At 50.7% G+C, this 20,985-nt stretch carries 19 protein-coding genes and 1 other RNA gene; 10 read left to right on the top strand and 10 right to left on the bottom strand.

Annotated elements, in window-relative coordinates; translation table 11 throughout:
* Nucleotides 1-19: 19 nt before the first annotated feature.
* Nucleotides 20-673: a multidrug efflux transporter transcriptional repressor AcrR gene (acrR, locus tag D9741_RS06540; protein ID WP_130206295.1), complete on the bottom strand. Its 654-nt coding sequence runs from the start codon at nt 671-673 to the stop codon at nt 20-22.
* A 141-nt stretch (nt 674-814) separates the two neighbouring features.
* Between acrR and acrA the strand changes: the two genes are divergently transcribed.
* The 7 genes from acrA to D9741_RS06505 all read left to right on the top strand — a co-directional run bounded on the left by acrA (nt 815) and on the right by D9741_RS06505 (nt 9,376).
* Nucleotides 815-2,008 (top strand): multidrug efflux RND transporter periplasmic adaptor subunit AcrA, encoded by a 1,194-nt coding sequence (gene acrA, locus D9741_RS06535; RefSeq protein WP_130215483.1) that lies wholly within the window; start codon nt 815-817, stop codon nt 2,006-2,008.
* Nucleotides 2,009-2,030: 22 nt separating this feature from the next.
* Nucleotides 2,031-5,180, top strand: coding sequence for an efflux RND transporter permease AcrB (gene acrB / locus D9741_RS06530; protein ID WP_130206291.1), 3,150 nt, complete (start codon nt 2,031-2,033; stop codon nt 5,178-5,180).
* 557 nt (nt 5,181-5,737) lie between these two features.
* Entirely contained in the window at nt 5,738-6,112 is a 375-nt protein-coding gene (gene tomB, locus D9741_RS06525) for an Hha toxicity modulator TomB (RefSeq protein WP_000344800.1), read from the top strand.
* Between the two features lie 25 nt (nt 6,113-6,137).
* Complete coding sequence (locus tag D9741_RS06520) at nt 6,138-6,356, top strand: HHA domain-containing protein (protein WP_001280991.1); 219 nt, start codon at nt 6,138-6,140, stop codon at nt 6,354-6,356.
* A gap of 171 nt (nt 6,357-6,527) precedes the next feature.
* Nucleotides 6,528-7,079 (top strand): maltose O-acetyltransferase, encoded by a 552-nt coding sequence (gene maa, locus D9741_RS06515; protein ID WP_130215481.1) that lies wholly within the window; start codon nt 6,528-6,530, stop codon nt 7,077-7,079.
* 113 nt (nt 7,080-7,192) lie between these two features.
* Nucleotides 7,193-7,663, top strand: coding sequence for a YlaC family protein (locus tag D9741_RS06510; protein WP_130206287.1), 471 nt, complete (start codon nt 7,193-7,195; stop codon nt 7,661-7,663).
* A gap of 162 nt (nt 7,664-7,825) precedes the next feature.
* Entirely contained in the window at nt 7,826-9,376 is a 1,551-nt protein-coding gene (locus D9741_RS06505) for an EAL domain-containing protein (protein WP_130215479.1), read from the top strand.
* A gap of 37 nt (nt 9,377-9,413) precedes the next feature.
* On the opposite strand, the gene D9741_RS06500 is transcribed toward D9741_RS06505, so the two are convergent.
* Complete coding sequence (locus D9741_RS06500) at nt 9,414-9,767, bottom strand: DUF1428 domain-containing protein (protein WP_064529090.1); 354 nt, start codon at nt 9,765-9,767, stop codon at nt 9,414-9,416.
* Between the two features lie 120 nt (nt 9,768-9,887).
* Nucleotides 9,888-9,984, bottom strand: an RNA gene (gene ffs / locus D9741_RS06495) — signal recognition particle sRNA small type.
* A 162-nt stretch (nt 9,985-10,146) separates the two neighbouring features.
* Here ffs and D9741_RS06490 point away from each other — a divergent pair.
* Nucleotides 10,147-10,458 carry an MGMT family protein gene (locus D9741_RS06490; protein WP_130215477.1) on the top strand — a complete coding sequence of 104 codons (312 nt, stop codon included), beginning with the start codon at nt 10,147-10,149 and terminating at the stop codon, nt 10,456-10,458.
* Nucleotides 10,459-10,488: 30 nt separating this feature from the next.
* Here the strand turns inward: D9741_RS06490 and D9741_RS06485 are convergent, their stop codons facing one another.
* Nucleotides 10,489-11,061 carry a YbaY family lipoprotein gene (locus tag D9741_RS06485; RefSeq protein ID WP_130215475.1) on the bottom strand — a complete coding sequence of 191 codons (573 nt, stop codon included), beginning with the start codon at nt 11,059-11,061 and terminating at the stop codon, nt 10,489-10,491.
* A gap of 218 nt (nt 11,062-11,279) precedes the next feature.
* Between D9741_RS06485 and tesB the strand changes: the two genes are divergently transcribed.
* Entirely contained in the window at nt 11,280-12,140 is an 861-nt protein-coding gene (tesB, locus tag D9741_RS06480) for an acyl-CoA thioesterase II (RefSeq protein ID WP_130215473.1), read from the top strand.
* 182 nt (nt 12,141-12,322) lie between these two features.
* On the opposite strand, the gene amtB is transcribed toward tesB, so the two are convergent.
* From amtB to cof, 6 genes are all read right to left on the bottom strand, one after another.
* On the bottom strand, nt 12,323-13,609 hold the full coding sequence (amtB, locus tag D9741_RS06475; protein WP_130215471.1) for an ammonium transporter AmtB: 1,287 nt from the start codon (nt 13,607-13,609) through the stop codon (nt 12,323-12,325).
* Between the two features lie 29 nt (nt 13,610-13,638).
* Entirely contained in the window at nt 13,639-13,977 is a 339-nt protein-coding gene (glnK, locus tag D9741_RS06470; protein ID WP_000780338.1) for a P-II family nitrogen regulator, read from the bottom strand.
* Nucleotides 13,978-14,157: 180 nt separating this feature from the next.
* Nucleotides 14,158-15,939: a SmdB family multidrug efflux ABC transporter permease/ATP-binding protein gene (locus D9741_RS06465; protein ID WP_130215469.1), complete on the bottom strand. Its 1,782-nt coding sequence runs from the start codon at nt 15,937-15,939 to the stop codon at nt 14,158-14,160.
* The gene (locus D9741_RS06460) at nt 15,932-17,704 is read right to left on the bottom strand and encodes a SmdA family multidrug ABC transporter permease/ATP-binding protein (protein WP_130215467.1); all 1,773 of its coding nucleotides are present in this window, start codon (nt 17,702-17,704) and stop codon (nt 15,932-15,934) included. The genes D9741_RS06465 and D9741_RS06460 overlap by 8 nt, the downstream gene beginning before the upstream one ends.
* A gap of 29 nt (nt 17,705-17,733) precedes the next feature.
* On the bottom strand, nt 17,734-18,192 hold the full coding sequence (gene decR, locus D9741_RS06455) for a DNA-binding transcriptional regulator DecR (protein WP_130215465.1): 459 nt from the start codon (nt 18,190-18,192) through the stop codon (nt 17,734-17,736).
* A 152-nt stretch (nt 18,193-18,344) separates the two neighbouring features.
* Nucleotides 18,345-19,163, bottom strand: coding sequence for an HMP-PP phosphatase (cof, locus tag D9741_RS06450; protein ID WP_130215463.1), 819 nt, complete (start codon nt 19,161-19,163; stop codon nt 18,345-18,347).
* A 99-nt stretch (nt 19,164-19,262) separates the two neighbouring features.
* Here cof and D9741_RS06445 point away from each other — a divergent pair, with 99 nt between their 5' ends.
* Nucleotides 19,263-20,963 (top strand): SgrR family transcriptional regulator, encoded by a 1,701-nt coding sequence (locus D9741_RS06445; protein WP_130215461.1) that lies wholly within the window; start codon nt 19,263-19,265, stop codon nt 20,961-20,963.
* Nucleotides 20,964-20,985 lie beyond the last annotated feature (22 nt).

Below are 20,985 nucleotides of genomic sequence, written 5' to 3'. Positions count from 1 at the left end.
ATAAATCCTGGAGTCTGATTCAGGATTTTTCGTTGGCGGCGGGAGTACGAAGGGTCGGGCAAAGAAGATACATTTCCAACAAGATGGCTACGTAATCGCGGGCTTCTTTTTTTAGATCAAAAGATTGCGGTGCAAACAGCCAGTTTTCCATCAGGCCGGAAATATAACCGCGCATAATTATCGCCGCACGGCGCGTCATTAAATTGGTTGGTAATAATTTCTTTTCAATACAATGCCTTAACGTTTGCTCTATACGTTCATAACTTTCCAGACAGAGATTTCGTTGTGCCTGTTGGACAACCGCCATTTCTCCGACAAACTCGCATTTGTGGAAAATAATCTCCATCAATAATCGACGCCGTTCCTCTGTCACCGTCGATTCAAGCACATGAATTAGTATTTCTCTTAAAACTGAGAGTGGATCGTCAGGGAATTTTGCCTGATACTCAAGCTCTAGTTCACCAATATTGGACTCTGACAGCTCCCAGATCTCACTGAACAAATCCGACTTGTCTTTAAAATGCCAGTAGATTGCACCGCGCGTAACGCCTGCCGCTTTTGCAATCTCTCCCAGTGAGGTGGATGATACCCCCTGCTGTGAGAAAAGACGTAGCGCCACATCGAGGATGTGTTGACGCGTTTCTTGCGCTTCTTGTTTGGTTTTTCGTGCCATATGTTAGTGAATTTACAGGCGTTAGATTTACATACATTTATGAATGTATGTACCATAGCACGACGATAATATAAACGCAGCAATGGGTTTATCGACTTTTGACCATTGACCAATTTGAAATCGGACACTCGAGGTTTACATATGAACAAAAACAGAGGGTTTACGCCTCTGGCGATCGTTCTGATGCTCTCAGGCAGCTTAGCGCTTACAGGATGTGACGACAAACAGGCCCAACAAGGTGGCCAGCAGATGCCCGCCGTTGGGGTAGTAACAGTCAAAACTGAACCTCTGCAGATCACAACCGAGCTTCCGGGCCGCACCAGTGCTTACCGGATCGCAGAAGTTCGTCCTCAAGTTAGCGGGATTATCCTGAAGCGTAATTTCAAAGAGGGTAGCGACATCGAAGCAGGCGTCTCTCTTTATCAGATTGATCCTGCTACCTACCAGGCGGCGTACGACAGTGCAAAAGGCGATCTGGCGAAAGCGCAGGCGGCAGCCAATATCGCGCAACTGACTGTTAATCGTTACCAGAAACTGCTGGGTACTCAGTACATCAGTAAGCAAGAGTACGATCAGGCGCTGGCTGATGCGCAACAGGCAAATGCGGCTGTCACTGCGGCAAAAGCGGCTGTTGAAACCGCGCGCATCAATCTGGCTTACACCAAAGTCACCTCTCCGATTACTGGCCGTATTGGTAAATCGAACGTGACGGAAGGCGCCCTGGTGCAAAACGGTCAGGCGACTGCGCTGGCAACCGTGCAGCAACTTGATCCTATCTATGTGGATGTTACCCAGTCCAGCAACGACTTCCTGCGTCTGAAACAGGAACTGGCAAATGGCACGCTGAAGCAAGAGAACGGCAAGGCCAAAGTCTCGCTGATCACCAGCGACGGCATTAAGTTCCCGCAGGACGGTACGCTGGAGTTCTCTGACGTGACTGTCGATCAGACCACCGGTTCTATCACTTTACGCGCTATCTTCCCGAACCCGGATCACACTCTGCTGCCGGGCATGTTCGTACGCGCTCGTCTGGAAGAAGGGCTTAATCCTAACGCCATTTTAGTTCCGCAACAGGGTGTAACTCGTACACCACGCGGTGAGGCTACCGTTCTGGTGGTTGGCGCAGATGACAAAGTGGAAACCCGCCCAATCGTCGCAAGCCAGGCTATTGGCGATAAGTGGCTGGTGACAGAAGGTCTGAAAGCAGGCGATCGCGTAGTAATAAGTGGGCTGCAGAAAGTGCGTCCTGGTGTCCAGGTAAAAGCACAAGAAGTTACCGCTGATAATAACCAGCAAGCCGCAAGCGGTGCTCAGCCTGAACAGTCCAAGTCTTAACTTAAACAGGAGCCGTTAAGACATGCCTAATTTCTTTATCGATCGCCCGATTTTTGCGTGGGTGATCGCCATCATTATCATGTTGGCAGGGGGGCTGGCGATCCTCAAACTGCCGGTGGCGCAATATCCTACGATTGCACCGCCGGCGGTCACGATCTCCGCCTCCTACCCCGGCGCTGATGCGAAAACAGTGCAGGACACGGTGACGCAGGTTATCGAACAGAATATGAACGGTATCGATAACCTGATGTATATGTCCTCTAACAGTGACTCCACAGGTACTGTGCAGATCACCCTGACCTTTGAGTCTGGTACTGATGCGGATATCGCGCAGGTTCAGGTGCAGAACAAACTGCAGCTGGCGATGCCGTTGCTGCCGCAAGAAGTACAGCAGCAAGGGGTGAGCGTTGAGAAATCTTCCAGTAGCTTCCTGATGGTTGTCGGCGTTATCAACACTGACGGCACCATGACGCAGGAAGATATCTCTGACTACGTAGCGGCAAATATGAAAGATGCCATTAGCCGTACGTCGGGCGTTGGTGACGTTCAGCTGTTCGGTTCACAGTACGCGATGCGTATCTGGATGAACCCGAATGAGTTGAACAAATACCAGCTAACGCCGGTTGATGTCATTACCGCTATCAAAGCACAGAACGCCCAGGTCGCAGCCGGTCAGCTCGGCGGTACACCGCCGGTGAAAGGCCAGCAGCTTAACGCCTCTATTATTGCTCAGACGCGTCTGACCTCTACTGAAGAGTTCGGCAAAATTCTGCTGAAAGTGAATCAGGATGGTTCCCGCGTGCTGCTGCGTGATGTGGCGAAGATTGAGCTGGGTGGTGAGAACTACGACATCATCGCGGAATTTAACGGACAACCGGCTTCTGGTCTGGGTATCAAGCTGGCAACCGGTGCGAACGCGCTGGAAACTGCTGCGGCAATCCGTGCTGAACTGGCGAAGATGGAGCCATTCTTCCCGTCAGGTCTGAAAATCGTTTATCCGTACGACACGACGCCGTTCGTGAAAATCTCTATTCACGAAGTGGTTAAAACGCTGGTCGAAGCAATCATCCTCGTGTTCCTGGTTATGTATCTGTTCCTGCAGAACTTCCGCGCGACGTTGATTCCGACCATTGCCGTACCGGTGGTATTGCTGGGGACCTTTGCCGTCCTTGCCGCCTTTGGCTTCTCGATAAACACGCTAACGATGTTCGGGATGGTGCTCGCCATCGGCCTGTTGGTGGATGACGCCATCGTCGTGGTAGAAAACGTTGAGCGTGTGATGGCGGAAGAAGGTCTGCCGCCGAAAGAAGCCACACGTAAGTCGATGGGGCAAATTCAGGGCGCACTGGTGGGTATCGCGATGGTGCTGTCGGCGGTATTTATCCCGATGGCCTTCTTCGGCGGCTCTACTGGTGCAATCTATCGTCAGTTCTCCATTACCATTGTTTCGGCAATGGCGCTGTCAGTGCTGGTGGCGTTGATCCTGACTCCGGCACTTTGTGCCACTATGCTGAAACCTATCGCTAAAGGCGATCACGGCGAAGGCAAAAAAGGCTTCTTCGGCTGGTTTAACCGCATGTTCGAGAAGAGCACGCACCACTACACCGACAGCGTAGGCGGCATTCTGCGCAGTACGGGGCGTTATCTGGTGCTGTATCTGATCATTGTGGTCGGCATGGCTTATCTGTTTGTACGTCTGCCAAGTTCCTTCTTGCCAGATGAAGACCAGGGTGTATTTATGACCATGGTCCAACTGCCAGCGGGTGCGACGCAGGAACGTACGCAGAAAGTGCTCAATGAGGTGACGGATTACTATCTGACCAAAGAGAAGAACAACGTTGAGTCGGTATTCGCCGTTAACGGCTTCGGCTTTGCGGGACGTGGTCAGAACACTGGTATTGCGTTCGTTTCGTTGAAGGACTGGGCTGACCGTCCGGGTGATGAAAACAAAGTTGAAGCGATTACCACGCGTGCAACGCGCGCTTTCTCGCAGATTAAAGATGCGATGGTCTTCGCCTTTAACCTGCCTGCGATTGTGGAACTGGGTACGGCAACCGGCTTCGACTTTGAGCTGATTGACCAGGCTGGCCTCGGTCACGAAAAACTGACTCAAGCGCGTAACCAGCTGCTGGGCGAAGCGGCGAAACATCCTGATCTGTTGACCAGCGTGCGTCCGAACGGTCTGGAAGATACTCCGCAGTTCAAGATTGATATCGACCAGGAGAAAGCTCAGGCTCTGGGTGTTTCTATTAACGATATTAACACTACCCTGGGCGCTGCATGGGGCGGCAGCTACGTGAACGACTTTATCGACCGCGGTCGTGTGAAGAAAGTTTACGTCATGTCAGAAGCAAAATACCGCATGCTGCCGGAAGATATCGGTAACTGGTATGTGCGTGCTGCTGATGGCCAGATGGTGCCGTTCTCGGCATTCTCCTCTTCGCGTTGGGAGTACGGTTCGCCGCGTCTGGAACGTTACAACGGCCTGCCATCCATGGAGATCTTAGGCCAGGCGGCACCAGGTAAGAGTACCGGTGAAGCAATGGCGCTGATGGAACAACTGGCGAGCAAACTGCCTACCGGTGTTGGCTACGACTGGACGGGGATGTCCTATCAGGAACGTCTCTCCGGCAACCAGGCGCCGTCGCTGTATGCGATTTCGTTGATTGTCGTGTTCCTGTGTCTGGCGGCATTGTACGAGAGCTGGTCGATTCCGTTCTCCGTTATGCTGGTCGTTCCGCTGGGGGTTATCGGTGCGTTGCTGGCAGCCACCTTCCGCGGCCTGACCAACGACGTTTACTTCCAGGTGGGCCTGCTCACAACCATTGGGTTGTCGGCGAAGAACGCGATACTTATCGTCGAATTCGCCAAAGACTTGATGGATAAAGAAGGTAAAGGTCTGATTGAAGCAACTCTGGATGCGGTGCGGATGCGTTTACGCCCAATCCTGATGACTTCACTGGCATTTATCCTCGGTGTTATGCCGCTGGTTATCAGCACCGGTGCTGGTTCCGGCGCGCAGAACGCAGTAGGTACTGGTGTAATGGGCGGGATGGTGACCGCAACGGTACTGGCGATCTTCTTCGTTCCGGTGTTCTTCGTGGTGGTTCGCCGCCGCTTTAGCCGCAAAAATGAAGATATCGAACATAACCATACAGTCGATCATCATTGATTAACGTCGTAATCACTAAGGCCGCGCAAGCGGCCTTTTTTATACGCGTAATCTTAATGTTGAAATGTTTATAGTTAATGATTTCAAACGTAAGTTAGTTTTAACACCGCATAAAATTCATAAAAAATACTTATTGTTAGTTAATTTATATTAAGTCGTACCGATGGATTTAATAACCCCCAGGCATCTAGAGGCTATTCTTAATTATTTGCGGCAATTCTTTATTTGTTCATGTCAATTACATCATAATCAGAGTAATCCTGGGTATTAGTGTGACAAATCGTCAGACCATTTTATCACTCTCAAACATCCTGATTACATTATGTTATGAATAGCATCAGACAAAGTGCTTTAGCCATTACGTCGTCGGCGCTGGAATGAGGAAGAGGGTCTTTTCCCTCTCCTCCTCCTAATTGTAATTTTTCGTAATAATACGATGAAAACCGCCAAAGAGTAGCTTATAGTTAATCTAACAAGTGAGAGAGCAAGGCCAGGTCTGTAAGTTTTCCATCCCAAAAGGTGTCCGTTAGTTCAACCGCTAAGAAGGGGGACGCGTTATGGATGAATACTCACCAAAAAGACATGATATCGCGCAGCTTAAATTTCTCTGCGAAACCTTGTATCATGACTGTCTTGCAAATCTTGAAGAAAGTAACCATGGTTGGGTTAACGACCCTACCTCGGCCATCAATCTGCAGCTTAATGAACTCATTGAGCATATAGCAACCTTCGCACTTAATTACAAAATTAAGTATAATGAAGACAATAAGCTCATTGAGCAGATAGATGAATATCTGGACGACACCTTTATGTTGTTCAGTAGTTATGGTATTAATATGCAGGATCTCCAGAAATGGCGGAAGTCAGGTAACCGACTGTTCCGTTGTTTTGTGAATGCCACTAAAGAGAATCCTGCGAGTTTATCTTGTTAGAATTATTACAACCATGGGTAGAAGTATGTCCGATAAACCTTTAACGAAAACCGATTATTTGATGCGTCTGCGTCGTTGCCAGACAATTGACACGCTTGAGCGTGTTATCGAGAAAAATAAATACGAATTATCAGATAATGAACTGGCGGTATTTTACTCAGCCGCAGATCACCGCCTCGCAGAATTGACCATGAATAAACTGTACGACAAGATCCCCTCCTCTGTATGGAAATTTATTCGGTAATTAAATAGCAGACATTCGAAGATGTAACCGACTGTTTATTAACATTATTATATTATTCGCAATGAAAGCATACTGCATGTGACATTCATCACACTCGGGAAACGGGAACGTTCTCTTAACTGACTTTTCGCATTACCGTGTTGCCGCATTTTCAGCAACGGGAGGTCAGTAATGAGCACAGAAAAAGAAAAAATGATTGCTGGTGAGTTGTATCGCTCGGCAGATGAGGAGTTATCTCGCGATCGCCTGCGCGCTCGTCACCTTATTCACCAATACAATCACTCCGCACCGGAAGAACAAACATTACGCCAGAAAATTCTCACCGATTTATTCGGTCAGGTAGCAGATGCTTATATTGAACCCTCTTTTCGCTGCGACTATGGCTATAACATTTTTTTGGGCAAAGGATTTTACGCCAACTTCGATTGCGTGATGCTCGATGTCTGCCCAATTCGTATCGGTGATAATTGCATGTTGGCACCAGGTGTTCACATTTATACCGCAACGCACCCTGTTGACCCAGTAGCCCGTAATAGTGGCGCTGAACTGGGGAAACCTGTGACTATCGGTAATAACGTCTGGATTGGCGGACGTGCTGTCATCAACCCTGGTGTAACCATTGGCGATAACGTCGTGGTGGCCTCTGGTGCCGTCGTCACAAAAGATGTTCCGGCTAACGTTGTCGTGGGCGGTAACCCGGCCACTGTCATTAAAAAACTGTAACCATAGTTGCAACTGTTATGCAAAATTGTGGTTAATCTGTTACTTTCATCATATGATTCCCACGTTAAAATAGGGTGTTCCCTGAAAAGTTGCAGATACCACAAAGGCAAAAGATGACTGAAATACAACGCCTGCTGACCGAAACAATTGATGCACTAAATGCACACGAAAAACGCGATAATAAACCTCGCTTTAGTATCAGTTTTATCCGTAAACATCCGGGGCTGTTTATCGGTATGTATGTCGCTTTTTTTGCCACTCTGGCTGTGATGTTACAGTCTGAAACGCTGGTTGGTTCAGTCTGGCTCCTGGTGGTATTGTTCATCCTGCTTAACGGTTTCTTCTTTTTTGACGTTTATCCGCGTTACCATTACGAAGATATCGACGTTCTGGATTTCCGGGTTTGCTACAACGGCGAATGGTACAATACACGCTTTGTTCCAACTGCATTGGTCGACGCTATTCTGAACTCGCCGCGTGTCGCGAACATCCACAAAGAACAGTTGCAGAAAATGATCGCTCGTAAAGGTGAGTTGTCCTTTTACGATATTTTCACTCTCGCCCGCACCGAAGCGACACCATAAGTTGTATCACCCTCACCAGGCGTAAACCTCCGCGCCTGGTGAATTGACAACAATCGTTGCCACAACGCATTTAACGAAACTCCCCCGCATCACTTATCTTTTGCATGCCGTTATTCGCTATCGGATATACTTTCCCTACACTGCGTAAATAAGGACATGCTGGTGAGAACACGACATCTGGTCAGCCTAATTTCAGGAGTACTGATCCTTTCCGTACTTCTGCCAGTGGGCTTAAGCATCTGGCTGGCTCATCAACAGGTAGAAACGTCATTTGTTGAGGAGCTACATACCTACTCATCCCGCGTCGCTATTCGCGTCAACAAAGTGGCGTCACAAGGGAAAGATGCACTACAAAAACTGGAAAAATGGCAAGGCGCAGCCTGTAGCGAGGCTCATCTAATGGAAATGCGCCGGGTATCTTATAGTTATCGCTATATTCAGGAAGTGGTCTATGTCGATAACAACGTTCCTCAGTGCTCTTCTCTGGAACATGAAAGCCCGCCAGATACCTTCCCCGAGCCAGGTAAAATATCGAAAGATGGTTATCGGGTATGGTTAACCTCGCACAACGATTTAGGTATTACCCGCTACATGGTCGCTATGGGAACTGCACATTACATAGTGATGATTGACCCCGCCTCATTTATAGATGTGATTCCTTATAGCTCGTGGCAAATTGATGCCGCGATTATTGGCAATGCGCATAACATTATCATTACCAGCAGTGACGAAATAGCCCAGGGAATTATTACCCAGCTGCAAAAAACACCGGGCGAACACATCGAAAAGAATGGAATCATTTACGATATCCTGCCTCTCCCCGAGATGAACATTTCCATAATCACCTGGGCTTCGACAAAAACGTTACAAAAAGGTTGGTATCGGCAGGTCTTTATCTGGTTGCCTGTCGGATTGTTAATTGGCCTACTGGCGGCAATGTTCGTCCTGCGGATTTTACGCCGTATCCAGTCACCGCATCATCGCCTGCAAGATGCTATCGAAAACCGCGATATTTGCGTGCACTATCAGCCTATTATCTCCTTATCGAATGGAAAGATTGTCGGAGCCGAAGCGCTGGCGCGCTGGCCGCAGACAGACGGTAGCTGGTTGTCACCGGATAGTTTTATCCCGCTGGCGCAACAAACGGGCCTGTCAGAATCTCTGACTCTGCTTATTATCAAAACGGTCTTTGAAGATATGGGCGACTGGCTGCGTCAGCATCCGCAGCAACATATTTCGATCAATCTTGAATCCACCGTGCTCACCTCGGAAAAAATCCCGCAATTGCTGCGTGAAATGATCAATCACTACCAGGTCAATCCCAGACAGATCGCTCTTGAACTCACTGAACGCGAGTTTGCCGATCCAAAAATCAGCGCCCCGGTAATCTCCCGATATCGACAGGTTGGTCATGAAATTTATCTTGATGATTTTGGTACCGGTTATTCGAGCTTAAGTTATTTGCAGGATCTGGATGTCGATATTCTGAAGATCGATAAATCCTTCGTTGATGCGCTGGAATATAAAAATGTCACACCGCATATCATCGAAATGGCAAAAACACTGAAACTTAAAATGGTGGCGGAAGGGATCGAAACCAGCAAACAGGAAGAGTGGCTACGCCAGCATGGCGTACATTACGGCCAAGGGTGGTTGTACAGCAAAGCATTACCGAAAGAAGAGTTTTTACGCTGGGCAGAACACCATCTGTGAATTTTGGGGCTGGCGGCACGCCGCACAGCCCGTCACGCTACTCGTCGATGATTGACTCGAACCCACCGTAGATCATTCGTTTACCATCAAACGGCATGGACTCGCCGAACTCTTTCATCCGTGGGTCCGACATCATCTTCTGATTGGCAGCGTCGCGGACCTCTTTTGAAGGGTATTCAATCCAGCTAAAAACCACTTCCTCATTCTCTTCCGCTTTGACCGCCATACGAAAATCGGTCACTTTGCCATTCGGTACATCGCTGGCCCAGCATTCAACAATGCGCAGGGCGCCAAACTCTTTAAACAGCGGCGCGGCCTTTGCGGCCATTTCACGATAGGCATCCTTTTTGTCGGCAGGAACAGCAACCACAAAACCATCAACATACTTCATCAGACATACCTCCGAAGCGTACTGCGCAGCCAGAAAATTCTTGCGGCATCAGTCGTGATTAAAGTTTAGCCACATTGGGATTTTTTGACGAAACGGTGGGGAGGCAGAAATGGGTGGGGGCCCTGCCAGCTACATCCCGGCACACGCGTCATCTGCCTTGGCTGCTTCCTTCCGGACCTGACCTGGTAAACAGAGTAGCGTTGCGGGAGAACCAACAGAGCCCCCATTGAGAGCGTTGAGAACCAACGCGCAGGCGCATTATCACTGCTGCCCCGGCTAATTGCAACCCATTGCGTGCCAGATGCTGGTTTCTTGCGCAATGCGGCTTCACTAGGACGTTTTTCCAGATTATGCTGAAAAATTACCTCAGGAAGAAAAGATGGAAAAAGAAGATTCATTTCCCCAACGCGTGTGGCAAATCGTAGCCGCTATTCCCGAAGGGTATGTCACTACTTACGGCGATGTCGCGAAACTGGCAGGATCTCCCCGTGCCGCACGCCAGGTGGGCGGTGTGTTAAAGCGCCTGCCCGAAGGCAGCACTTTGCCCTGGCATCGGGTGGTTAACCGCCACGGCACAATCTCATTAACTGGACCAGATTTACAGCGTCAGCGGCAGGCATTACTGGCAGAAGGCGTGATGGTATCGGGAAACGGACAAATCGACTTACAGCGTTATCGCTGGAACTACTAACCCTCTCCGGGCGGAGAGGGTTAACTTCGCTTAATATTGCGTAGGAGCTGGAACTGCCGAAGACGGATTCACCTGGGTTGGTGAAGTCGAAGGTACGGTAGTTGTTGCGCCACCGCTGGCCTGAACTGGCACGGCGGTTTGCTGTACCGGCACCAATGTCAGGTCGGCTTTAGTTCCGCCCTGGTTGATCACCGGCTGAACGGTATCGGTAATAAACACCAATTTGTCATTTACGGTAATCGCCGCACTTAACAGAATACGCGCGTTCGGCTGAACATCTGCCGGGTTAAATGGCAGAACAAAGCTGAATGGCGACTGTTTACCTTCAGTACGCACCGCTTTTTGCGCCAGTACTTTAGACGGCGCATCGGCTAACGACGCGTCAGAAAGTGTCACGGTCAGCACAGCATCGGGAGGCAGTGCGACTTTCTGACGGATCCAGACCGTACCGGAGACATTAGGTTGCTGTATAGCAGGTTGTTGTGTCGCCGCAATAGAGGTATTTGCAGCAGGTGCTGGCGTCTGGATATCCGCGCTTTTATCAGCGCAAGCCGCCAACGCAATCGCAACCGCTAAACCACTGGCCATGTGCACGAGTTTCATTCACTTCTCCTTATTATCAATGCACCAGCGGGCTAACTTTCCTCGCCGGAAGAGTGGTTAACAAAATCGTAACGTCAATAAGTGTGGCACAAATCACGAATTTACGCCTGCATTTAGCCCGTAATTCAGACCATTGCACCCATCGGACCAGTGACAAAATTGCGTTATACTCAACTCACTTTGGCTTGCTGCGGCAGCTTTGTTACTGGAGAGTTAATATGAGTCAGGCCTTAAAAAATTTACTGACATTGTTGAATCTGGAAAAAATTGAGGAAGGACTCTTTCGCGGCCAGAGTGAAGATTTAGGTTTACGCCAGGTGTTTGGCGGCCAGGTCGTGGGTCAGGCCCTGTATGCCGCAAAGGAGACAGTACCCGAAGAGCGTCTGGTGCATTCATTCCACAGCTACTTTCTTCGCCCTGGTGATAGCAAGAAGCCGATTATTTATGATGTCGAAACACTGCGCGACGGCAACAGTTTCAGTGCTCGCCGTGTGGCAGCGATTCAGAACGGCAAACCGATTTTTTATATGACAGCGTCTTTCCAGGCGCCAGAAGTTGGATTCGAACACCAAAAAGAGATGCCTCTGGCCCCAGCGCCTGATGGTTTGCCCTCGGAAACACAGATCGCCCAGTCGCTGGCGCACCTGCTGCCGCCAGTGCTGAAAGATAAATTCATCTGCGATCGTCCGCTGGAAGTGCGTCCGGTGGAATTTCATAACCCACTGAAAGGTCACGTCGCCGCGCCGCATCGTCAGGTATGGATCCGCGCAAATGGTAGCGTGCCGGATGATCTGCGCGTTCATCAGTATCTGCTGGGGTACGCTTCTGATCTTAACTTCCTGCCGGTAGCTCTACAGCCGCACGGCATCGGTTTTCTCGAGCCGGGGATTCAGATAGCCACCATTGACCATTCCATGTGGTTCCATCGACCATTTAATTTAAACGAATGGCTGCTGTATAGCGTGGAGAGCACGTCAGCGTCCAGCGCACGCGGCTTTGTGCGCGGTGAGTTTTATACCCAGGACGGCGTGCTGGTTGCCTCGACCGTTCAGGAAGGGGTAATGCGTAATCACAATTAAAAAAACAGCCGGAGGTGAAAACCGTCCGGCTGCCAGATAGTTGGTAACGTACTTTTGTTGATGCCGGATGCGGCGTAAACGCCTTATCCGGTCAACAAATTATCGTAAATTCAACAAATTGTGATTTTTATTGTAGGCCTGATAAGCGCAGCGCATCAGGCGAAATTGCATTTGATTGCTTGTTACGCGTTATAGGCATTTTCGCCGTGGCTGTTGACGTCCAGCCCTTCTCGCTCCTGTTCTTCCGGCACACGCAGGCCAACCGTCAGATCCGCCAGTTTGTAGCCGATAAATGCCACCACACCGGACCAGACGATCGTAATGGCGATGCTTTCAAGCTGTACCAGCAACTGATGGCCCATCGTCACACCTTCAGCGAAGCCCACGCCGCCCAGTGAGCTGGCGGCAAAAATCCCGGTCATGATACAGCCGACAATGCCACAAACGCCGTGCACACCGAAGACATCGCAGGGATCATCGACCCGCAACAGGCGTTTGAGCATGGTAACGCCCCACAAGCCCGCCAGACCCGCTACCACGCCGATAATCAACGCGCCGCCAACCCCAATGTAGCCACAGGCTGGCGTCACGCCGACCAGACCGGCAATCGCGCCAGAACACGCCCCCAGCAGTGAAGGCTTACCACGCAGCGCCCATTCACCGAAGATCCAGCCAAGAATCGCCGCCGCCGTTGCCACCACAGTATTCACAAATGCCAGTGCTGCGATTTCATTCGCCGTACCCGCTGACCCGGCGTTAAAGCCAAACCAACCGATATAGAGAATGGCAGTTCCGGTGAAGACCATCGGCAGATTGTGCGGTTTAAACGCCTCTTTGCCAAAGCCCACGCGTTTACCTATCAGATACGCGCCCACCAGACCGGCGATTGCGGCGTTAATGTGCACCACCGTGCCACCCGCGAAATCCAGCGCACCATGAGAAGCCAGCAAACCACCGCCCCAGACCATATGCGCAATCGGAATGTAAGAGAGCGTCAGCCATACCACCACGAAAATCAGCACTGCTGAGAAGCGGATCCGTTCCGCCAGCGCCCCGACTATCAAGCCGACGGTAATGCAGGCAAACGATCCCTGAAACGCCACGTGGATATACTGATAAATGCTGCCCATCACCGCCGTCAGTTCGATGTTTTTCAGCATCAACCAGTTGATGTTGCCAAAGAAGTTGTTGCCCTCACCAAACGCCAGCGAGTAACCGTAAACCACCCAGAGAATACAGACCAGTGCAAACGTCACGGTCACCTGCGTTAGCATCGACAGCACGTTTTTGCCGCGAATCAACCCGCCGTAGAACAGGGCAATCCCCGGAACAGTCATAAACAGCACCAGCGCAGTACAAATCATCATAAACGCATTGTCGGCTTTATCGGCCACCGCAGGTGCAGCCATGACCAGTCCCGGCAGCATCGCCAGTGAAGCAAGCCCAGTTTTTATCGTCGCTATCTTCATTTTTCGTTCCTGTTGCTGTGTGCCAGAGATTACAGCGCCGCTTCGTCGGCTTCGCCGGTACGAATACGAATGACGCGTTGCAATTCAGCGACGAAGATTTTGCCATCGCCAATTTTTCCGGTGTAAGCCGCCTTACTGACGATATCGATCACTTCATCGAGTTGATCATCAGCAATCGCCACATCAATTTTTACTTTTGGCAGGAAATTGACGCTGTATTCCGCGCCCCTGTACAGCTCAGCATGGCCCTTCTGACGCCCGAAACCTTTCACTTCGGTGACGGTCAGGCCCTGAATACCAATGGAAGATAACGCTTCACGAACGTCTTCCAGCTTGAATGGTTTGATTATCACGGTCACCAGCTTCATAGATCCCCTCCGGTCAGAATTCGGTAATGGTTCTGCTACACGAAGAAGGTATTGCAAGCGGTGTGCCAGAAATGAAAAACGAGAAAGAGAGCAGGAAGTTAAGAAGATTGAAAATAAAAACGCACTATGACAGTGCACAGTGCGTTACATTTTTGCACCACCGATGAAATTTTGCGCTAATCAGGCGCTCAGAGATTCATCTTCACGCACGCTGGCTGCCAGCTCTTCGCCCGCAAGTTGCAGTTGATACATCTGCCAGTAGCGCCCCTGGGCGGCCAGCAGTTGCTGGTGAGTACCCTGTTCCACAGCCTGACCACGATGAAGCACCAGAATGGTATCAGCATCAACAATGGTCGATAAGCGGTGAGCAATCACCACCAGCGTAGTATGTTCACGCACCGCCGCCAGAGCATGTTGAATCGCCTGTTCAGTACCGGAGTCAATGCTGGCGGTTGCCTCATCAAGGATCAGGATTTGCGGCGTCTCCACCAGCACGCGTGCCAGTGCCAGCAGTTGCTTTTGCCCGACTGAGAGATTATTCCCCTGCTCGCCCAGCGGCGTATTAATACCGTCGCTCATGCTACGCGCGAGTTCCGCCAGTTGTACCGTTTCCAGCGCCTGCCAGACGCGCTCTTCGGAGATATCACGTCCCAGCGTCACATTGGCAAGGAAAGTATCCGCCAGCACCACCGGATCTTGCTGCACCATCGCCACGCCCTGACGCAGCGCGCTATGACTGAGCGAACTTAACGGACGTCCATCAAGGCGAATCTCACCTTCTGTTAGTGGGTAATAGCCCATCAGCAAACTTGCCAGGGTACTTTTTCCGCTACCGGTATGCCCCACCAACGCCACAAAGCTGCGCGAAGGAACGGCAAGATTAATATTTTTCAGCACCAGATTGTCATCGCGATAAGCAAATGACACGTTATCAACTTCAATGGTGCCGCTCTGTAACGGGCGATCATCATTGCCATATTGCTGCCGCGGACCGTCCATCAGCTCAAACACACGTTCGCCAGCAACAACAGCCTGTTGCAGCATCGCCTGTTGCGTGGTCAGTTCGATTAAGGGTTCGTTAAGTCGCCCAAGATAGCTGATAAACGCATACAACACGCCCACTTCAATGGTGCCGCTGGCGGAGAAGCCAAACAGCATCAACAAGCCACAAAGAATGAGCGATGAAAACAGACTCAGCAGGGGACGCAGTAAAAAGCCGTCCAGCCGTAGCGTTTGCATTCGCGCCATATAGTGTGAACGGCTGGCTTCGCCCATACGTTCGCCAAATCGCGCCTGCTGGCGGAACTGCTGGATGACGCTCATGCCGTTAATAACTTCGTTAAAGCCGTCGTTGATATCCGCCAGATAGGCGCGCACACGACGGACAATCGGCGTGCTGTAACGCTGGTATATCACCATCACCACCAACACAACCGGGAATATCATTATCGCTACCAGCGCCATTCGCCAGTCGAGACTGAACATCGCTATCAGCATCGCCCCTACCAGGGCGGCGCTACGCAGGACAGTTGCCACTACGGTAACGTAGAGATCGCGGATCACTTCAGTGTCATTAGTGACGCGGGAAATAACCTGCCCGACGGGTTGGGTATCAAACTCGCTTAATGGCTGGCGTAACGCAGCATCCATCACGTCGGTACGCAACTGTTGTACAACGCCTACTGCCGCACGGTTAAACAACAGCGACTGCGCGTAATGTAGCCCGGCGGCAAACAGTTGCAGTACGACATATGCCGCTGCCAGCCCGACAACCATTTTCAGCGGTAGATTATTTTTCGCCACCATATTGTCGATAAAGTAACTGACGAGCAGCGGGCAGCTCACTTCTGCCGCCGCTGCCACCCACATCATCAACACTGCGATACCCAGCGGTTTACGCCACGGTGAACCGTAAGCTAACAGGCGCTTCAGAGTCGGCCAGAGTTGGCTAAAACTACGCATCAACGGCCTCCTCATGATTTTCCGGAGCATCGTTGAGCGCCGCTTCCAGTTGTTGATAGCGATACATATCGCGATACCAGCCGCTTTGCTGCGCCAGCACATCATGATCGCCGCGCTGGGCAATATGCCCATGCTGCATCACAATAATTTCACTCGCTTCGGTCAGGGCAGAAAGGCGATGGGCGCTGATAATCACCGTTCTCCCCTGCCCCCACTGGCGCAGGTTATGGAGAATCTGGTATTCCGTGCGACCATCTACCGCCGATAGAGCATCGTCAAGAATGAGGATTTCCGCATTCACCAGCAATGCCCTGGCAATGGAGATTCGCTGTTTTTGCCCACCGGAAAGCATCACGCCGCGCTCGCCCACTTCTGTGTCGTAACCTTGCGGCAGACGCAAAATATCGTCATGCACGCTGGCTAACCGCGCTACATGTTCAATTTCTTGCTGGGTGGCATTTGGGCAACCCAGCGCGATGTTATTAGCAACCGTGTCAGAAAAAAGGAACGGTGTCTGGCTAACTACCGCCAGGCGGCTACGCCAGCTGTCGAGTTGCAACTGCGTCAAAGGAATATCATGAAAACGGATATCACCCTCGGTGACATCAAAATGACGTTGAATTAATGACAGCACAGTACTTTTGCCGGAGCCGGTCGGCCCACAAATTCCCAGCATCTGACCCGGTTTCAGCGCAAAACTGATGTTCTCGAGCGCAGGGTGATGAGTTTGAGGATAGGTAAACTGGCGAATATTCACATCCAGTTCACCACGACCTTCTGGCACCTTATCTTTACCATCAATAACGACTGGCGCTTCGGCCAGCATGGTACGAATTCGGCTATACGCCGCGCTGCCGCGCTCCACAATGTTAAACATCCACGCCAGCGCCAGCATCGGCCAAATCATCAAACCAAGGTACATCATAAAACTGGTGAGCTGGCCCAACGTTAAGCTGCCCTGCACGACCATCCAACTACCACCGCCAATCGCCAGTAAATTCGCCATGCCAATCGCGATATAAATGGTCGGATCGAAACGAGCATCGATGCGCGCTACTCGCATGTTTTTCTTACCGGTATCTTCGGCATCTGCGGCGAACAGTGCAGACTGGCGATCCTCCAGACCAAAGGATTTAATCATACGAATACTGGTCAGACTCTCCTGGGTACGATCGTTAAGGCTGGAAAAGGCGGCTTGTGCCAGCTTAAAGCGTTCATGCAAGGCGTCGCCGTTGCGTTTAATCATGATTGCCATCACTGGCATCGGCAACAGCGCTATTAAAGTTAACTGCCAGCTAATCTGCGTTGACATCATTATCAGCACTGCGCAACCCATCACCAGCGAATCCACCAGCGTTAGCACCCCTTCACCGGCGGCAAATACCACACGATCGACGTCATTTGTCGCACGGGCCATAAGGTCGCCCGTGCGATGACGCAGATAAAACTCTGGATGCTGGCGGCTTAGCTGGCGGTAATAATCTTCACGCAGTTCAACAGCCAGTTGATAAGACGCGCCGAACAGCAGTACGCGCCAGACGTAGCGCAGGAGATAAACCACGACTGCAATCAACACCATGGTGGCGATCCACATCAGGATCTGCCCGGTAGTAAAGTGTTTTTCTGTCACGCCATCGACAACAATACCAACGACTTTTGGCGGGATCAGTTGCAGAATTGCAATAATGACAAGCAAGGCGACAGCCCCGAGATAGCGGCGCCATTCCCGGCGGAAATACCAGCTTAGTTGAGCAAATAATCGCACGCGTTATGTCCTGACCTGATCCTGGATAATTATTCGATAGGTAACGAGGTAGTGTACTTAATCTGTTCCATCGCGAAGCTGGAAGTGACGTCCGAAAGCCCTGGCACACTGTTAACCAGACGCTTATAAAACTCATCGTAGCGCTTCATATCAGCAACCTGAACCCGCATCAGATAATCGTATTCACCGGCCATGCGCCAGAAACCGAGAACTTCCGGCATTTCCGTGACGACCGTAACAAAGCGACAATACCATTCACTGCTGTGATGTTGCGTTTTAATCAGCACAAAAGCCGTCAGACCCAGGCCAATTTTTTCCGGATCCAGCAACGCGACTTTGCCGATAAGAATACCGTCATCTTCCAACCGTTTCAGACGCTTCCAGCAAGGCGTGGTTGTCAGATTAACGGCTTCTGCCAGTGCGTGCAAAGAAAGGGTGCAATCCTGCTGTAATAAGGCCAGCAGCTTACGGTCAATTTTATCTAACATAGCCAATCCACAGAGAATTATTTTCTCTTTTGATTCTATTTTAAAGGCCAAATAGCGACAATTTATTCCGTGCGATTTCACAGAGAATGCACAAAATGACAAATTCGGGGCAAAAAAAACCGGGCAGTTGCCCGGTGCTGGAAGGGATCTCGTTATTCGGGGGAATAAGGTAGATGTGGATTATCCAGCCAGTGCGTCAAAAAGTGAGAGACAGCCTGATTACGGCAGTGTCCAATCACCGGTAAATGAGGGAGTTCCGCGCGCAATTGCGGCATCGCATTACCCATAATGAAGCCCTTACCGACGCTGCCTAACATTTCGCGATCATTCATCGCGTCACCAAAGGCCATACAGTCACGCAGCGAAAAACCTAAATGTTGGGTCAGCATAGTCAACGCAGCGCCTTTATTGCAGCCCACCGGCAGCACTTCCAGGCAATCAGTCGCGGAAAAACACAAATGTGCATGCTCACCTAAAGCTTCGTGTAGTTGGATCTGCAAGCGTACAAGATCGTCGTGATCGCCACAGAAACAGATCTTGGTGACACTGCCGAGTGGCATTTTTTTGACATCGATTATCTGATAACGAAAACCGCTATAGACAAATGCCTGCAACAGCGCAGGGATCTCTTTCCCGGTAAACCAACCATCGTCATTGAAGATATGCATGCTGGCTCGGGTATCCCATTGCTGATACAGCACCAGCTCCGCCACATCCGCAGGTAAATCATCACGATGTAAAAGTTCGCCTTCCAGAGAGTGCACACGCGTGCCGTTGCCGGTAATTAAATACGCATCCAGCGATAGCGCCCCGAGAATATGCTGCATCTCCAACGCATGACGCCCCGTAGCAAATGTAAGGGTAATATCGCGTTCACGCAGGCGCGCCAGAGTAGAGAGAGTTTTCTCACCTAAATGATGGTCAGGCATCAATAAAGTGCCGTCCATATCAAATGCTGCCAGACGAGCCATTTCTTTCTCCACTCTGTGACACGGTTAATGGTGATTGAGTATCACTTGATATATACGGAAGTAATAGTGAATAGATAAAAAATATTGTTCCGGGTTTATATGCGACTGCTTAATCGTCTTAACCAGTATCAACGTTTGTGGCAGCCTTCCGCCGGAGCACCACAATCCGTTACCGTCAGCGAACTGGCAGAACGTTGCTTTTGCAGCGAACGCCATGTACGCACATTGTTACGTCAGGCGCAGGAGGCGGGATGGCTGGAGTGGCAGGCGCAATCCGGGCGCGGAAAACGCGGGCAACTGCGCTTTCTGGTGACGCCGGAATCCTTGCGCAATACGATGATGGAACAGGCGCTGGAAAGTGGAAAACAACAGGATGTGCTGGAACTCGCGCAGCTGGCGCCTGGCGAACTGCGTACCATGTTACAACCGTTTATGGGCGGGCAATGGCAAAACGATACCCCGACATTGCGTATTCCTTATTATCGCCCGCTCGAACCACTGCAACCGGGTTTTTTAGCCGGACGTGCCGAACAGCATCTCGCCGGGCAAATTTTTTCCGGCCTGAGCCGTTTCGACAATAACTCCCAGCGCCCAATTGGCGATTTAGCGCATCACTGGGAAACGTCTGCTGACGGGTTACGCTGGGATTTTTATCTTCGCTCAACCCTACACTGGCATAACGGTGATGCAGTAAAAGCAACACAGCTACATCAACGCTTGCTGATGCTGCTACAGTTGCCTGCCCTGAGGCAGTTATTTATTAGCGTGAAGCGTATTGAAGTCACCCACACGCAGTGTCTGACCTTCTTTTTAAATCGTCCCGATTACTGGCTGGCACACCGACTGGCGAGCTATTGCTGCCATCTGGCGCATCCGCAATTACCACTGGTAGGAACCGGACCTTTCCGCTTAACACAATTCACACCGGAACTGGTGCGCCTCGAAAGCCATGATTATTACCATTTACGTCATCCGCTACTAAAAGCGGTTGAGTACTGGATAACCCCGCCGCTTTTTGAAAAAGATTTGGGTACGAGTTGTCGGCATCCCGTCCAAATCACGATCGGCAAACCAGAGGAATTGCCACGGGTCAGTCAGGTCAGTAGCGGCATCAGTTTAGGTTTTTGCTATTTAACGTTGCGCAAAAGCCCCCGACTGACTCTCTGGCAGGCACGAAAAGTGATCACCATTATTCATCAATCCGGTTTACTACAAACGTTAGAAGTCGGAGAAAACCTGATCACCGCCAGTCATGCATTGCTGCCTGGCTGGACTATTCCGCAATGGAAGGTACCGGAGGAAGTCAAACTACCTGAAACGCTGACGCTGGTTTATCACCTGCCGGTGGAACTTCATGTGATGGCAGAACAGTTACGAACGACGCTGGCAGCAGAAGATTGCGAGCTAAAGATTATTTTTCATAACGCGAAAAACTGGGATGGAGCCACGCCACTGGCGCAAGCAGACCTCATGATGGGCGACAGATTAATTGGCGAAGCGCCGGAATATACCCTTGAACAGTGGCTGCGCTGCGATCCGCTGTGGCCACATGTTTTTACTGCCAGTACATACGCACATCTACAATCGACACTGGATGCCGTGCAAATAATGCCTGACGAAGAAAGCCGATTTAATGCCCTGAAAACAGTGTTTAGCCAGTTAATGGCAGATGCGACGCTGACGCCGCTATTCAACTATCACTATCGCATTAGTGCGCCGCCAGGCGTGAACGGTGTGCGACTGACACCGCGCGGCTGGTTTGAATTTACCGAGGCCTGGCTACCCGCACCGTCGCAATGAAGAGCTGGCCCGGGTTAACCGC

This window comes from Escherichia sp. E14V7 (genome assembly GCF_004212225.1).
Classification (GTDB): domain Bacteria; phylum Pseudomonadota; class Gammaproteobacteria; order Enterobacterales; family Enterobacteriaceae; genus Escherichia.
This window is presented reverse-complemented; position numbering and strand designations above follow the sequence as displayed.

What these genes read in the sequence shown, in the direction of transcription:
- acrB (WP_130206291.1), top strand. Translation starts at nt 2,031, where the DNA reads ATGCCTAATTTCTTTATCGATCGCCCGATTTTTGCGTGGGTGATCGCC.
- glnK (WP_000780338.1), bottom strand. Translation starts at nt 13,977, where the DNA reads ATGAAGCTGGTGACCGTGATAATCAAACCATTCAAGCTGGAAGACGTT.
- D9741_RS06500 (WP_064529090.1), bottom strand. Translation starts at nt 9,767, where the DNA reads ATGAAGTATGTTGATGGTTTTGTGGTTGCTGTTCCTGCCGACAAAAAG.
- acrR (WP_130206295.1), bottom strand. Translation starts at nt 673, where the DNA reads ATGGCACGAAAAACCAAACAAGAAGCGCAAGAAACGCGTCAACACATC.
- acrA (WP_130215483.1), top strand. Translation starts at nt 815, where the DNA reads ATGAACAAAAACAGAGGGTTTACGCCTCTGGCGATCGTTCTGATGCTC.
- D9741_RS06490 (WP_130215477.1), top strand. Translation starts at nt 10,147, where the DNA reads ATGGAAAAAGAAGATTCATTTCCCCAACGCGTGTGGCAAATCGTAGCC.
- tesB (WP_130215473.1), top strand. Translation starts at nt 11,280, where the DNA reads ATGAGTCAGGCCTTAAAAAATTTACTGACATTGTTGAATCTGGAAAAA.
- maa (WP_130215481.1), top strand. Translation starts at nt 6,528, where the DNA reads ATGAGCACAGAAAAAGAAAAAATGATTGCTGGTGAGTTGTATCGCTCG.
- amtB (WP_130215471.1), bottom strand. Translation starts at nt 13,609, where the DNA reads ATGAAGATAGCGACGATAAAAACTGGGCTTGCTTCACTGGCGATGCTG.
- D9741_RS06445 (WP_130215461.1), top strand. Translation starts at nt 19,263, where the DNA reads ATGCGACTGCTTAATCGTCTTAACCAGTATCAACGTTTGTGGCAGCCT.
- D9741_RS06510 (WP_130206287.1), top strand. Translation starts at nt 7,193, where the DNA reads ATGACTGAAATACAACGCCTGCTGACCGAAACAATTGATGCACTAAAT.
- D9741_RS06520 (WP_001280991.1), top strand. Translation starts at nt 6,138, where the DNA reads ATGTCCGATAAACCTTTAACGAAAACCGATTATTTGATGCGTCTGCGT.
- tomB (WP_000344800.1), top strand. Translation starts at nt 5,738, where the DNA reads ATGGATGAATACTCACCAAAAAGACATGATATCGCGCAGCTTAAATTT.
- D9741_RS06485 (WP_130215475.1), bottom strand. Translation starts at nt 11,061, where the DNA reads ATGAAACTCGTGCACATGGCCAGTGGTTTAGCGGTTGCGATTGCGTTG.
- D9741_RS06465 (WP_130215469.1), bottom strand. Translation starts at nt 15,939, where the DNA reads ATGCGTAGTTTTAGCCAACTCTGGCCGACTCTGAAGCGCCTGTTAGCT.
- cof (WP_130215463.1), bottom strand. Translation starts at nt 19,163, where the DNA reads ATGGCTCGTCTGGCAGCATTTGATATGGACGGCACTTTATTGATGCCT.
- decR (WP_130215465.1), bottom strand. Translation starts at nt 18,192, where the DNA reads ATGTTAGATAAAATTGACCGTAAGCTGCTGGCCTTATTACAGCAGGAT.